The organism is Pseudomonas sp. KH_017, from assembly GCF_057840285.1.
Window position 1 is genome coordinate 1,360,460 of sequence record NZ_CM174509.1, and the last position, 13,791, is coordinate 1,374,250.

The following is a 13,791-nucleotide window of genomic DNA, read 5'->3' on the forward strand; positions in this document are numbered from 1 at the left end:
CCGGGCAGTAGGCTGCAAAAGGTAAGCTGCGGCCTTCATTTTGCGAGGGCGAGTCATGAAGAAGTCTCTGGCCTGGAAATTCTGGGTGTTTTTCGTGGTCATGGTGGGGGCCGCGGGCACCCAGGCTGCGGAATTCAATTTCTCCTCGACAACTGACTTCATCCGGATGGAGTTGTTGTTGAAGGATATCAACGCCCCCCGCCCGGATGCCTTGACCTTGAATGTCACGCTCAGTCCCGAAGCCACCGAGCGAATGCAGCAGGTCATGCGTGATTCGATAGGCCAACGATTAACGTTTGCCATCAACGGAAGGAAGATCACTACTTCTACCGTGCATGAGGTGATTGGCCCCCAGTTCAGAATGTCGATCCCCAGAGCCGTCGCCAAAGACCTGTTGCCCACGCTGATCGATTGAGTTGTTAGCGTCTCAGCCTACGTGAAAGGTCTGTCCTGTTTGCAGGCCTTCCACGCTTTTGGCATAGGCCAAGGCCACATCCGCCGCAGGAACCGGCTTGAAGCCACGGAAGTACGGGGCGTAGCTGCCCATGGCTTCGACGAGGACAGTCGGGCTGATGGAGTTCACCCGCAGACCGCGTGGCAGTTCGATGGCGGCGGCGCGGACAAAACTGTCCAGTGCACCGTTGACCAGCGAGGCCGAAACGCCGCTACGGATCGGATCGTGGCTGAGTACACCGGTGGTGAAGGTGAACGACGCGCCGTCATTGGCGAACTCACGGCCGATCAGCAGCAAATTGACCTGGCCCATGAGCTTGTCTTTCAGGCCCAGGGCAAAGCTCTCTTCGGTCATTTCGTTGAGCGGTGCGAAGGTCACGTTGCCGGCGGCACACACCAGTGCATCGAATTTGCCGGTCTGCCCGAACAGTTTGCGAATCGAGGCGCTGTCACTGATGTCCACCTGAAAGTCGCCGCTGGTGCGACCGATACGGATGATTTCGTGGCGTTGCGACAGTTCCTTGTCGACTGCCGAACCGATGGTGCCGTTTGCGCCGATCAAAAGAATTTTCATGAAAGGTGATCCTCGTAGTGGGTTGAACGAGGTATCAGTTTAGGGTGGTTTTTTCTCCGGATAAGCGCACTAATAGGCAACCTTTGGTTTTCAAATGGAAACAATCCATGAGCGAGATGGATGACCTCGCCGCGTTCGCCGTACTGATCGAAGCGGGAAGTTTCACCCTGGCGGCGCAGCAGCTCGGTTGCAGCAAAGGCCAGCTGTCCAAGCGCATCAGCCAGCTGGAAGCGCAGTTCTCCGTGGTGCTGTTGCAACGTACCACCCGCCGCTTGAGCCTGACCGCCGCTGGTGCTGCGTTGTTGCCCCAGGCCCAGGCGCTGGTGGTGCAAGTCGAGCGGGCGCGCCAGGCCCTGGCGCGTCTGAAGGACGACATGGCCGGCCCGGTGCGGATGACGGTGCCGGTGTCGCTCGGGGAAACCTTCTTCGATGGCCTGTTGCTGGAGTTCTCCGCCAAGTATCCCCAGGTACAGATCGAACTGGAGCTCAACAACAGCTACCGTGAACTGTCTCGCGACGGTTTCGACCTGGCAATTCGTTCCGACGTGGCCATTGACCAGCGACTGGTGGCGCGCCCACTGCTGGCGTGGCAAGAGCTGACCTGTGCCAGCCCGGCCTATCTGGAGCAATACGGTGAACCGCAAACGCCCCAGGCGCTGGCCGAGCATCGTTGCCTGCTCAACAGCCATTACAGCGGTCGCGAAGAATGGCTGTATCACCAGCAGCATGAGTTGTTGCGGGTGCGGGTGTCGGGGCCGTTCGCCAGCAACCACTACAACCTGCTGAAGAAAGCCGCACTGGTCGGTGCCGGTATTGCGCGCCTGCCGTCCTACTGTTTGCCAACGGAGCTGGCGGACGGGCGTTTGCGATGGCTGCTGCGCGATTATCAGACCCGCAGCATGCCGATGTACCTGGTGCATCCGTATCAGGGCGGATTGCCCAAGCGTACGCAGGTACTGGCGGATTATTTGATTGGGTGGTTCAAGCGCAGTGGGGAGGTGCTGGATCGGCTTTAACGTTAAAGCCTGGCACGACACAAACCCTGTGGGAGCGGGCTTGCTCGCGAATACGGTTTCACATTCAGCCTTAATGTTGGCGGATGCCCCGCATTCGCGAGCAAGCCCGCTCCCACAATGGATCTTCATTGTTAGCGAGGTTGTGGCAGATATAAAAAAACGGCCCGAAGGCCGTTTTTTTGTTTACCGCAATGGCTCAACCACCGAGGTACGCTTCGCGCACTTTCGGGTCGGTCAGCAGCGCTTCACCGGTGCCTTGCATCACCACCCGGCCGTTCTCCAGAACGTAGGCACGGTCAGCGATCTTCAGCGCCTGGTTGGCGTTTTGCTCGACCAGGAATACGGTGACACCGTCCTTGCGCAGTTGTTCGATGATGTCGAAGATCTGCTGGATGATGATCGGTGCCAGGCCCAGGGAAGGCTCGTCGAGCAGCAACAGCTTGGGCTTGCTCATCAGCGCACGGCCGATGGCGAGCATTTGCTGTTCGCCGCCGGACATGGTGCCGCCGCGCTGGGCGAAGCGCTCTTTCAGGCGTGGGAAAAGTCCGAGAACCTTGTCCATCTGTTCCTGATAATCGCCCTTGGCGGTGAAGAAACCACCCATGGAGAGGTTTTCTTCCACGGTCAGGCGGGAAAACACCCGGCGACCTTCCGGTACCACGGCGATGCTCTTGCGCATGATCTGCGAAGAGTCCTGGCCGACCAGTTCCTCACCCATGTAGCGGATGCTGCCGCTGTGGGCCCGCGGCGAACCGCAAAGCGTCATCAGCAGCGTGGACTTGCCGGCACCGTTGGCACCGATCAGGGTCACGATCTCGCCCTGGCGGACTTCGACGTTGACGCTGTGCAGGGCCTGGATCTTGCCGTAGAAGGTGGAAACGTTTTCGAACTGCAGCATTTACGCTTCCCCCAGGTAGGCTTTGATCACTTCAGGATTGTCGCGGATCTGTTCCGGCGTGCCATTGGCCAGGGGGGTGCCCTGGTTGATCACGACGATGTGGTCGGAAATGCTCATGACCAGCTTCATGTCGTGTTCGATCAGCAGCACCGTCACGTTGTGCTCTTCACGCAGCACGCTGATCAGCGCCTTGAGGTCTTCGGTTTCCTTCGGGTTCAGGCCGGCGGCAGGTTCGTCGAGCATGAGGATCCGCGGACGGGTCATCATGCAGCGGGCGATTTCCAGGCGGCGTTGCTGACCGTAGGCCAGGGTGCCGGCCGGACGGTTGGCGAACTCCTTGAGGTTGACCTTTTCCAGCCAGAACTCGGCGAAATCCATGGCCTCGCGTTCGCTTTTGCGGAACGCCGGGGTCTTGAACAGGCCGGCCAGGAAGTTGGTGTTCAGGTGACGGTGCTGAGCGATCAAGAGGTTCTCGACCGCCGTCATGTCCTTGAACAACCGCACGTTCTGGAAGGTACGCACCACGCCCTTGAGGGCGATCTTGTGGCCGGGCAGGCCCTCGATCGATTCGCCATCGAGCAGGATGCTGCCGCCGCTCGGCTTGTAGAAGCCGGTCAGGCAGTTGAACACGGTGGTCTTGCCGGCGCCGTTCGGGCCGATCAATGCCACGACCTGTTTCTCTTTCACGCTCAAGGCTACGCCGTTGACCGCCAGCAAACCGCCGAAGCGCATGCTCAGGTTTTCTACTTTAAGGATCTCGCGGCTCATTTGCGCAGCTCCATGTGAGGACGTTGCATGGGCAGCAGACCCTGAGGGCGCCAGATCATCATCAGTACCATCAAGGCACCGAACATCAGCATGCGGTACTCACTGAACTCACGCATCATTTCCGGCAGCAGGATCATCACCGTGGCTGCGAGCACCACGCCCAATTGCGAGCCCATGCCGCCCAACACGACGATGGCGAGAATGGTCGCCGACTCGATGAAGGTGAAGGACTCCGGTGTCACCAGGCCCTGACGCGCGGCAAAGAAGCTGCCGGCGAAACCGGCGAAGCAGGCGCCCAGGGTGAAGGCTGAAAGCTTGATGATCGTCGGGTTCAGACCCAACGCACGGCAGGCGATTTCATCTTCACGCAACGCTTCCCAGGCACGACCCAGGGGCATGCGCAGCAAGCGATTGATGACGAACAGTGCGAACAGCGCCAGGAACAATGCGACCAGGTAAAGGAAAATCACCTTGTTGATCGAGTTGTATTCCAGGCCGAAGTACTCGTGGAACGTCTGCAGGCCTTCAGCGGCTTTACGTTCGAAGGTCAGGCCGAAGAACGTCGGCTTCTCGATGTTGCTGATGCCGTTCGGGCCGCCGGTGATGTCGGTCAGGTTACGCAGGAACAGACGGATGATTTCACCGAAGCCCAGGGTCACGATCGCCAGGTAGTCACCGCGCAGGCGCAGTACCGGGAAACCGAGCAGGAAGCCGAAAGTGGCCGCCATCATCCCGGCGATCGGCAGGCAGATCCAGAAGCTCAGGCCGTAGTAATGCGACAGCAGGGCATAACTGTAGGCGCCGACGGCATAGAAGCCGACGTAACCGAGGTCGAGCAGGCCGGCCAGGCCGACCACGATGTTCAGGCCGAGGCCGAGCATCACGTAGATCAGCACCAGCGTGGCGATATCCACCGCACCGCGAGAGCCGAAGAACGGCCAGACCAGGGCACCGGCGATCAGCGCGATGATGATCCAGCGCTGAGTGGTCGGCAGGGTCAGGAAGTTACTGGCCTTGGCCGGCATCAGCGGCATGCTTGGCGAGGAACGCCAGGCCGAGCTGATCTGCTGGTCGAACAGCACACGCAGGAACATCAGTACCGAGCACACCGCGATGGTGATCAGGGTGGCGTCGCTGGTGCCATGAACTTCGAGGTTGATGCCGACGATGGTCAGCTTCAGACCGAGTACCGGGTAGGCCACGGCCCACACCAGCAAAGCGCTGAACAGCGCCTGTTTAAGATTCCTAGTCATACCTTCTCAACCTCCGGACGGCCCAGCAGGCCGGTTGGCCGGAACAACAGCACCAGAACCAGCAGACCGAACGCCACGACGTCCTTGTACTGGTCGCCGAAGATATCGGCACCAAAGGCTTCCGCCACGCCAAGTACCAGCCCGCCGAGCATGGCGCCTGGAATACTGCCGATACCGCCCAGCACGGCTGCGGTGAAGGCCTTGAGGCCGACGAGGAAACCGGCGTTCGGGTTGATCACGCCGTATTGCATGCTCAGCAGCACGGCCGCGATGGCCGCCAGCGCCGCACCGATGACGAAGGTCAGGGCGATGATGTTGTTGGTGTTGATACCCAGCAGGTTGGCCATCTTGATGTCTTCGGCACAGGCGCGGCAGGCGCGACCCAGGCGAGAACGGGAGATGAACAGCGTCAGGCCAAGCATGGCGACAAAGGTCACCACGAACACCACGATTTGCATGTAGGAAATCAGCACTTCATGTGCACCACCTGGCCCAAAGGCAAAGTTGCCCGGAATCAGGTTGGAGATGGATTTGTCCTTGGAGTCTTGCGCCAGCAGAACGGTGTTCTGCAGGAAGATCGACATGCCGATGGCGGAAATCAGCGGGATCAGACGGTTGCTGCCGCGCAGGGGGCGGTAGGCGATCCGTTCGATGCTGTAACCGTAGGCACTGGTGACGACGATGGTCGCCAGGAAAGCGGCAGTCATCAACAGCGGAACACTGTCGAGTCCCAGCATGGCAAGCCCGGCGATGGCGATGAACGCCACGTAGGAGCCAATCATGTATACCTCGCCGTGGGCGAAGTTGATCATTCCAATGATGCCGTAAACCATCGTATAGCCGATGGCGATCAGGGCATACGTGCTGCCAATGGTCAGACCATTAACCAGCTGTTGGAAGAAGTGATAGATGTCAGGCATTACAGCGCTCCTAAAAACCTGATACGCATTTCACTGGTGGAGTCATTTTCCCGCCCGAGCCCCGTGGATCTGCATCCACTTCGAATTCGGGGTTTGCCAGCGAACCGCTGATGACGGTTTTGAGATTTTCAGGTGGGGAGACTGGCGGATCACGCCAGCGCGGCCCAATACGTTCGTAAAACAAAGCCCACGGCACGCCGTGGGCTTTGTTGGCAGTCAGTCAGGCAACGCCTTACTGAGGCTTGGCTTCAGTTTTAGGTTTGCCGAAGTGCCACTCGTAAACCACGAATTTGAAGTCTTTCAGGTCGCCTTTCTCGTCGAAGCTCAGGTCGCCGGTAGGTGTCTTGAAGGTGCCGGCGTGGATGGCTTCAGCCACTTTGGCAGTGTCTTCGGACTTGGCAGCCTTGATGCCGTCGGCGATCACGGTCACAGCCGAGTAGGCCGGGAACACGAACGGACCGCTTGGATCTTCCTTCTTGGCTTTGAACGCATCAGCCAGGGCAACGTTGGCCGGATCCTGGTCGAAGGATTTCGGCAGGGTCACCAGCAGGCCTTCGGAAGCGTCTTTGGCGATCTGCGAAATGGAGTCGTTACCCACGCCTTCCGGCCCCATGAACTTGGCTTTCAGGCCTTTTTCCGCAGACTGACGCAGGATCAGGCCCAGCTCCGGGTGGTAGCCGCCGTAGTAGACGAAGTCGACGTTGGCTTGCTTGAGCTTGGCGATCATCGACGAGAAGTCCTTGTCGCCGGCGTTGATGCCTTCGAACACGGCAACCTTGACGCCTTTGCCTTCCAGGGTTTTCTTCACGGCGCTGGCGATGCCTTCACCGTATTGCTGTTTGTCGTGCAGGACGGCAACGATCTTCGGCTTTACGAAGTCGGCAATGTAGTTACCGGCGGCAGGGCCCTGGGCGCTGTCCAGGCCGATAGTGCGGAACACCATTTTGTAACCACGGGCGGTGATGTCCGGGCTGGTGGCAGCCGGGGTGATCATGATCACGCCTTCGTCTTCGTAGATGTCCGAAGCCGGTTGAGTGGAGCTGGAGCACAGGTGACCGACCACGAACTTGACGCCGTCGTTGACGACCTTGTTCGCGACCGCAACGGCTTGTTTCGGATCGCAGGCGTCATCGTATTCAACGGCTACGAGTTTCTTGCCGTCTACGCCGCCCTTGGCGTTGATCTGTTCGATGGCCATTTTGGCGCCACTGAACTGCATGTCGCCGTATTGGGCTACAGGGCCGGTTTTAGGGCCGGCGATGCCGATCTTGATGGTGTCAGCTGCGAACGAATGGCTGGCAACCCCGGCCAGAACCATAGCGGCAAACAGTTTGGAAATCTGCTTAGTAGCCTTAGTCATAGTGCTCCACTCTTACTGTTGTAGTTTTTATAGTCCTGGCGCCGAAAGCAGCAGAACCGGGTCAGATATCTGCGACATTCCCCGGAAAAGCCCCTCGGCAACTGTACCGGTACAGTGTAGAGCGCCGATTGTCAGCCTGGGAAGGCGGCGCCGGGGGACAAAACCTGCAAGTGTCGCTTTATTGAAAGAAAAAGACAGAATTGCGGCGGGGTGTTGAGGGGCTTATAGCCGGATTCAGTGCATTCCCTGGCTTTCCTGCGCTTTTCATTTCGGTCACTCAATTGCATCCGGGTTTTTCTGCCCGGCCACCGACGTTATCATTCGCGTCGATTTCTTTTCCGGACAGTCCCATGAATCAAGAACCTAGCACCCTCTATGCCAAGCTGCTTGGTGAAACCGCATCTATTACATGGAAAGAGCTGGAGCCGTTCTTCGCCAAGGGTGCCCTATTGTGGGTCGATCCTGGCCTGGATTTGATCGCCGCCGCCGAGGCCGTGGCCCAGGATGAAGGGGAGAAAGTGGCTGCCTGGCTGGCCGCTGACAAGCTCGCCAAGCTGTCTGAGACGCGGGCGCTGGATCTTTTTGAACGTGATCCGCAGTTGTGGGCCGTGGTTGTTTCGCCGTGGATTCTGGTCCAGGAAAGGGCGCAGGCTTAAAAGGTTGCACCTGATTGGTGCGGTCCTTTCAAGGGAAAAAGTGTGTAGCCGAGTAGCGTGGTGGCATGTTGCCGTAGAGAAAGGCCACAGCTTTACGGTGACGTAAACGTAACGGGAACAGTTGAGAGGGCAGCTGAACGTCTGCTCAATTGTTTCTGGATGTTGATTTGCAGTGAATTCAAGGCCGCCTTCGTCGGATCGCCGCCCGGAGCAAGCCCGCTCCCACATTTAACCGTGTTCTTCCAGAAGGAATGCAGTCGAATGTGGGAGCGGGCTTGCTCGCGAATGGGGGGCGACGCTTAGTGAGCCGTCTTGCCCGTATGGTTGTTCAACGAAATAACCTTGGTCTTGCCGATCCGGTGACGGTAGATCTCGCGCAGGTACTTGATCGACTTCTTCACGCAATCCCGGGACAGGCGGATGTCGTTGATCGAGACAAATTTTTCCTTGTCGTTGATCAGCTCGCGGTACTTCTTCTCGTACATCGGCTTGATCGCGTACCAGTTGGTATCGAGGATCTTCGCCGGGTTCTCGAATTCGTTGAGCAAGTCGTCGATGCGGCCTTCGTCGAATTCCTCCTGGACGATGAAGTCCAGGATCGAGTTGTCCAGGGTCTCGTCGAAGCGGTACGGGTTTTTCGCAAAGCAACGCTTGATGAACGCCACGATCAGCGTCAGGAAGTCGTCCGACAGGCACGGGCTCTTGGCGATCAGGGTGGTCAGCGACAGGTTGGCCGAGGCACCGATCACCAGCGCGTAGCGCTTGAGCGTGGTGTTGGGGAACAGGCTGTTGAGATGAGTCTTCAGCCGGTTCAAATCCATGTAGGACAGCTTGTAGTCCTTCGGCAACGAAACGATCGACACCACCGACGAGCAATTCTTGAAGAAGTGCAGGTCGTGCAGGGCCGCCGCGTCGTAACCCGAGTTCTTGTACTGCTCCAGCGACGCGCGATAGCGCTTGGATTCGATCGGCAACAGGCTGATGCCTTCGATGGCCTGGGTGACCTTGTTGAAGTGCGGCAGGTCGATCGAACGGAAGAACAGGTCGTCGATGTTCAGGCGCTGTGGCTCTTTCTCGAACACCTTGAATTTGTCGCTGCTCGGCGGCGGGGTTTCCGGCACCACGGACTCGGCGTAGGCAATCGCCACCGGGCCGGCCAGGCTCATGAACAGGTCGTTGGCGTCCAGGCGGATGGTTTCGCCGATGTCGATGCCGGCGCGACGGAAATAGTTCTGGTCGTAGTCGGTGGTCACCGCCTGGGCCGTCAGAATGTTGAAGATCTGCTGCGAGATGTACTGGTTGGCATGCTTTTCCATGGCATTGACATCAATGTTCTGGATATTGCCGTCATCGTTCTCTTCGGCGTAACGCATGATGTCGTTGGAGATCAGCATCATCGCGTTCCATGGGCGGATGCGGCCCATGACGCTGGCCTCGCTGCTGTCTTCGTTGGCGAAGTTGTAGGAGAAGTCCCACTCTTCCGACAGGTATTTGCACAGCAGGCGGCCGGCGTTGATGTGCAACGCCTCGGACATTTCACTGCGGTGATCGGAAATGTTCGGCAGTACACAGATGCCACTGGTGAAGATCGGTTCGAAGACGAAGGAGTGGCCGCTCTTGCTGTCGTGCTCGTCCATCGGTTTGGTGTCGAACGTCTTGTTCATGTACGAGTGCTGCTGGGCCAGACCGAACTCCGAGGCCATGCCCGAACCGGTACCGCCGCCAGCACTGAAGATCGAGAAGTACAGGCGCGACTGGTTGGCCTTGATGCCGCAGCTGTCGATCAGGTACGAGTGAATCATTTTCCAGTCAGGGCTGGAGAAACGCTGGGTGTCCTTGTTCAGGATGATCTTGGCCAGGTACTGGCCGAGGATCGGCGCGTTGCCGGCGCCACCGGCGTGGACTTCCGACAGGTCCATGATTTTCATCTTGCTGTAGTCGCGCAGGAAGCCGCTTTTTTCGCCCTTGCGCGAGAAACGGATGCGTCCGGCGATGTCCTTGTCCAGGTCGCCGAGCATCACCAGCGGCTCGACCAGAAACACCGGCTTGGTGTTTTTGTTCTGGCCCAGGCGCAGGTTGTTGCGGATCCACTGGGCCGGGCTGTAGCCCTTTTCGGCAAAGCGCTTGTCCGGCGACAGGCGATCTTCGTTGTTGAATTCGTTGAGGTAGAACTTGCGGGCGTTGTACACCAGCTCCGCCACGTCCAGCGCGATGTTCGAGCCACAGCGGCCCAGGCCGATCAGGCACACCGACGGGAACTCCTGATCGCTGTGCTGTTCGCTGTCGCCTTCCAGGTGTGGTGCGCGCGGGAACACCATGTCGCGCAGGCCGTCGAGGTTGTCGAGGATGCGGTCGGTGTTGGTTTCGGTGAAGTACAGGTATTGCTGGGTCGCCAACGGACGTGATTGGATCAATGGCTTCGGTGATGACGGGCTGTTGGCCGCGGGGCTCAACGTCAGATCGGTTACCGCAGTGGCCGGGTTGTTTTTAGAAGTCATGGTTCGCCATCTACCTGGGCTGATTGGTTGGCCGACTCGCTGTCGTCGAACCGTCACGGAATACAATCGCGTCTTTTTTCAGCGCGTACCTGGACCATGCCTTGGTCGTTAGCCTGAGCATTGCTCGGGGTGAATCCTTTCCTAAGTCATGATGAATCGGCCAATATTCGGTGATCTTTAATCAAGAAGAGGCAAAATGATGTCAACGCTACCTTCGCTAGGGTTTGCCGGGATCGGCCTGATGGGACTGCCGATATGCCGGCGCCTGCTGGCCGCGGGATATCCGCTGGCGGCATGGAATCGCAATCCGGACAAGTGCAAGCCGCTGGTGGAGGCAGGCGCCCGCCAGGTCGCCAGCCCGGCCGAGCTGTGCCAGCACGCTGACGTGGTGATGCTGTGCCTGGCGGATACGTCGGTCGTACGCGAGGTGGTGTTTGGTCCGGCAGGCATTGTGGAGGGAGCAAAAAAAGGCCAGCTGCTGGTGGATTTCTCCAGCCTGGAGCCCAATGCCACGCGGGAAATGGCCGCAGAACTCGCTGGTAAAACCGGCATGGGCTGGCTCGACACGCCGGTATCCGGTGGCGTGGTCGGTGCCGAAGCTGGAAGCCTGGCGATCATGGTCGGCGGTGACGTACAGGATCTGGAGCGGGTCCGGCCTGTGCTGTTGAACCTGGGACAGCGTGTGACACACATGGGCGGCGTCGGGGCAGGGCAGGTGACCAAGGCGTGCAATCAGATGATCGTCGCTTGCAATGCATTGGTGATTGCCGAAGTGGTCGCGCTGGCAGAGCGTTCCGGGGTTGATGCCAGCCTGATCGCCGAAGCGCTGACCGGCGGCTTTGCCGATTCGAAACCCTTGCAGATCCTCGCCCCGCAGATGGCGCAAAACCGTTTCGAGCCGGTCAAGTGGCATGTGCGCACGTTGCTCAAGGATCTGGATACAGCGGTGAAGTTTTCCCGTGAACAAGGCTCGGCGACACCGATCAGCGGTCTGGCCGCGCAATTGATGCGCCTGCATGGGAGTCAGGGTTTCCTTGAGAAAGACCCGTCTACATTAGTGCAGATGTACCGTGAGCCAGGCTCAGCGTCGTGACGGTGTAGGCGTGCTTGCGCTGGTTGATTTCGTTCAGCACCGGATGCAACTCGGCCAGTGGCACCGGCCGGCTCAGCAGGGATGAGTCGCCGGTGCCGAAGTCATCGATTGGTGCTATTACTCAGGCGATTTTCTTCTGAGGCGTCTCGAACGCGGGTTGCAGGGCCGGCAAGCCGAAAGCGGCACGGGCCGCGTCGCAATCGGGATTAGCCAGGCCATCGACCCAGGAAGCCTCGAATTCCCGGCAGGTGCTGGAGCGTTTTTCGTAAATCGAGCACTGCACCGTACTGCCCACGTCTCCCACCAGGCTGGTGCAGCGTACGGGTTTGCAGCCGGTGCCGAGCATCGCGACCCGGCTGGGGCTGATCTGCTCGACAAGCTCATCGGGAACCGTCCCCCCGGACGAGGCGCACTCACCCCAGAAAAATGACACGCGAAAATGAGAACAGCAGGCACCGCAATTCAGACACGGACTGACTTCGGACATGGGTGATTATCTAAGGAAGAGTGGAGACACAGGGGGGAAACAAGGCCGCTATTCTAGGCTTCGCCAACGGCTTGGGAAGGGGGGCTCAAAGGTATTTTTCATCGACCGGACGGGCTGCGAAATACCCGCCCTGCGAAAGCTGCGCCTCTGTGGGAGCGGGCTTGCCCGCGAAAGCGTCGGCACATCCAGCATCTACTTATCAGACAGACCGCATTCGCGAGCAAGTCGAATCGTCGCACCGCCGCTCCCACAGGCTGTGTGCCATGGGCAGGTATCAGCCTGGCGAATAATGAAAGACAGTTGTGGACGGCCTGTCTAGATTGCAAAGTCCGGGGGCAGTGACGCCCCAAAAACAATAAAAGAGACGGACCCATGCAGAACTCGACCCAAGCGGCCAATGCCTGGCGCATCCTGTTCCTGTTGTTCCTGGCCAACCTGTTCAATTTTTTCGACCGCACCATCCCGGCCATCATCATCGAACCCATTCGCATGGAATGGCACCTCAGTGATTTCCAGTTGGGGATCATCGGGACGGCATTCACCATCGTCTACGCCATTGCCGGCTTGCCGCTGGGGCGCATGGCCGATACCGGCTCGCGCAGCAAGCTGATGGGTTGGGGATTGGCGGTGTGGAGCGGGTTGACCGCCGTCAACGGCATGGTGGGCAGTTTCTGGAGCTTCCTGATCGTGCGCATGGGCGTCGGCATCGGCGAGGCCAGTTACGCGCCAGCCGCCAACTCGCTGATCGGCGACTTGTTTCCGGCTCACCGCCGGGCGCGGGCCATGGGGATCTTCATGCTGGGGCTGCCATTGGGGCTGTTGCTGGCATTCTTCACCATCGGCGCGATGGTCAAAGCCTTCGATAGCTGGCGCGCGCCGTTCTTTATCGCGGCGGTGCCCGGGCTGATCCTGGCGATCTTCATGTTTTTCATCAAGGAACCGAAGCGCGGCGCCGCGGAGAGCGTTCAGGTTTCGCAGGAAAAGATCGATCAGCCGATCCGGCGGGTACTGGCTGTGCCAACCTTCCTGTGGCTGGTGATGGCCGGCCTGTGTTTCAACTTCGCCACCTATGCCTGCAACTCGTTTCTGGTGCCGATGCTGCAACGGTATTTCCTGATGCCGTTGCAGGAAGCGGCGGTCGCCACCGGGGTTATTGTTGGCGTGACCGGGTTGGTTGGCCTGACCCTCGGTGGCTGGATCGCGGACAAGATTCACCAACGGGTCGCCAATGGGCGGCTGTTGTTTGCGGCCTTCAGCCTGGTGGTTTCGACGGTTTGCACCGCGTGGGCGCTGCATTCCGGGCGAATCGAGATCGGTGTGTTTGTTGCGGTGTTTAGCCTGGGTTGGTTGTTCGCCTACAACTTCTACACCTGCGTGTACACGGCGATTCAGGATGTGGTCGAGCCGCGGTTGCGGGCAACGGCGATGGCGCTGTTCTTCGCCGGGCTGTACCTGTTGGGCGGTGGCCTGGGGCCGGTGGTGGTCGGGGCCTTGTCAGATCACTTTGCCCACACGGCGATGCTCGCGGCGGGTGCGCAACAGATGACTGAGGCATTTAAAGCGGTCGGCCTGCATGACGCGATGTACCTGATTCCGGTGGCGCTGTTGTTCACCGTAGTGTTTCTGTTCCTGGCTTCGCGGTGTTTCGTGCGCGATGCCAAGCGGATGAAGGAAGGGTTGGTGGTGGTGGGTGAGCCTGAAGGTTCTGCGGTGACTGCTTAACCGCCTTCGCGAGCAAGCCCGCTCCCACAGAGATCTCATAGGCACTGAAGATCCAATGTAGGAGCGAGCCTGCTCGCGAAGGGGCCATGTGCA

General features: G+C 59.2%; 13 protein-coding genes. 5 read left to right on the forward strand and 8 right to left on the reverse strand.

Annotation, left to right across the window (positions count from 1 at the left end):
• Nucleotides 1-55 precede the first annotated feature (55 nt).
• Nucleotides 56-415, forward strand: coding sequence for a hypothetical protein (locus tag AC3IT6_RS06110; protein ID WP_223444342.1), 360 nt, complete (start codon nt 56-58; stop codon nt 413-415).
• A gap of 12 nt (nt 416-427) precedes the next feature.
• Here AC3IT6_RS06110 and AC3IT6_RS06115 read toward each other — a convergent pair whose 3' ends face one another.
• Entirely contained in the window at nt 428-1,027 is a 600-nt protein-coding gene (locus AC3IT6_RS06115; protein ID WP_489354617.1) for a short chain dehydrogenase, read from the reverse strand.
• A gap of 107 nt (nt 1,028-1,134) precedes the next feature.
• Here AC3IT6_RS06115 and AC3IT6_RS06120 point away from each other — a divergent pair, with 107 nt between their 5' ends.
• Nucleotides 1,135-2,043, forward strand: a complete 909-nt coding sequence (locus tag AC3IT6_RS06120) for a LysR family transcriptional regulator (protein ID WP_046041267.1) — start codon at nt 1,135-1,137, stop codon at nt 2,041-2,043.
• A 196-nt stretch (nt 2,044-2,239) separates the two neighbouring features.
• On the opposite strand, the gene AC3IT6_RS06125 is transcribed toward AC3IT6_RS06120, so the two are convergent.
• The 5 genes from AC3IT6_RS06125 to AC3IT6_RS06145 form a co-directional block, all read right to left on the reverse strand.
• Nucleotides 2,240-2,941: an ABC transporter ATP-binding protein gene (locus AC3IT6_RS06125; protein WP_223444345.1), complete on the reverse strand. Its 702-nt coding sequence runs from the start codon at nt 2,939-2,941 to the stop codon at nt 2,240-2,242.
• Nucleotides 2,942-3,709 (reverse strand): high-affinity branched-chain amino acid ABC transporter ATP-binding protein LivG, encoded by a 768-nt coding sequence (gene livG / locus AC3IT6_RS06130; protein WP_489354618.1) that lies wholly within the window; start codon nt 3,707-3,709, stop codon nt 2,942-2,944. It abuts the gene before it with no gap.
• The gene (locus AC3IT6_RS06135) at nt 3,706-4,962 is read right to left on the reverse strand and encodes a high-affinity branched-chain amino acid ABC transporter permease LivM (RefSeq protein WP_223444349.1); all 1,257 of its coding nucleotides are present in this window, start codon (nt 4,960-4,962) and stop codon (nt 3,706-3,708) included. Before AC3IT6_RS06135 ends, livG begins: the two co-directional genes overlap by 4 nt.
• Nucleotides 4,959-5,882 carry a high-affinity branched-chain amino acid ABC transporter permease LivH gene (gene livH / locus AC3IT6_RS06140; protein ID WP_150812950.1) on the reverse strand — a complete coding sequence of 308 codons (924 nt, stop codon included), beginning with the start codon at nt 5,880-5,882 and terminating at the stop codon, nt 4,959-4,961. The genes AC3IT6_RS06135 and livH overlap by 4 nt, the downstream gene beginning before the upstream one ends.
• A 232-nt stretch (nt 5,883-6,114) precedes the next feature.
• A complete protein-coding gene (locus AC3IT6_RS06145) occupies nt 6,115-7,242 on the reverse strand; it encodes a branched-chain amino acid ABC transporter substrate-binding protein (protein WP_489272419.1) in 1,128 nt (375 codons plus the stop codon).
• 350 nt (nt 7,243-7,592) lie between these two features.
• Between AC3IT6_RS06145 and AC3IT6_RS06150 the strand changes: the two genes are divergently transcribed.
• Nucleotides 7,593-7,898, forward strand: a complete 306-nt coding sequence (locus AC3IT6_RS06150; protein ID WP_046043985.1) for a DUF2288 domain-containing protein — start codon at nt 7,593-7,595, stop codon at nt 7,896-7,898.
• Between the two features lie 299 nt (nt 7,899-8,197).
• On the opposite strand, the gene AC3IT6_RS06155 is transcribed toward AC3IT6_RS06150, so the two are convergent.
• On the reverse strand, nt 8,198-10,396 hold the full coding sequence (locus AC3IT6_RS06155; protein WP_489354619.1) for a hypothetical protein: 2,199 nt from the start codon (nt 10,394-10,396) through the stop codon (nt 8,198-8,200).
• Between the two features lie 196 nt (nt 10,397-10,592).
• Here AC3IT6_RS06155 and AC3IT6_RS06160 point away from each other — a divergent pair, with 196 nt between their 5' ends.
• Nucleotides 10,593-11,489, forward strand: a complete 897-nt coding sequence (locus tag AC3IT6_RS06160) for an NAD(P)-dependent oxidoreductase (RefSeq protein ID WP_489354620.1) — start codon at nt 10,593-10,595, stop codon at nt 11,487-11,489.
• 121 nt (nt 11,490-11,610) lie between these two features.
• Here AC3IT6_RS06160 and AC3IT6_RS06165 read toward each other — a convergent pair whose 3' ends face one another.
• The gene (locus tag AC3IT6_RS06165; protein WP_489354621.1) at nt 11,611-11,976 is read right to left on the reverse strand and encodes a YkgJ family cysteine cluster protein; all 366 of its coding nucleotides are present in this window, start codon (nt 11,974-11,976) and stop codon (nt 11,611-11,613) included.
• Between the two features lie 372 nt (nt 11,977-12,348).
• Between AC3IT6_RS06165 and AC3IT6_RS06170 the strand changes: the two genes are divergently transcribed.
• The gene (locus tag AC3IT6_RS06170; protein ID WP_489354622.1) at nt 12,349-13,698 is read left to right on the forward strand and encodes a spinster family MFS transporter; all 1,350 of its coding nucleotides are present in this window, start codon (nt 12,349-12,351) and stop codon (nt 13,696-13,698) included.
• Nucleotides 13,699-13,791 lie beyond the last annotated feature (93 nt).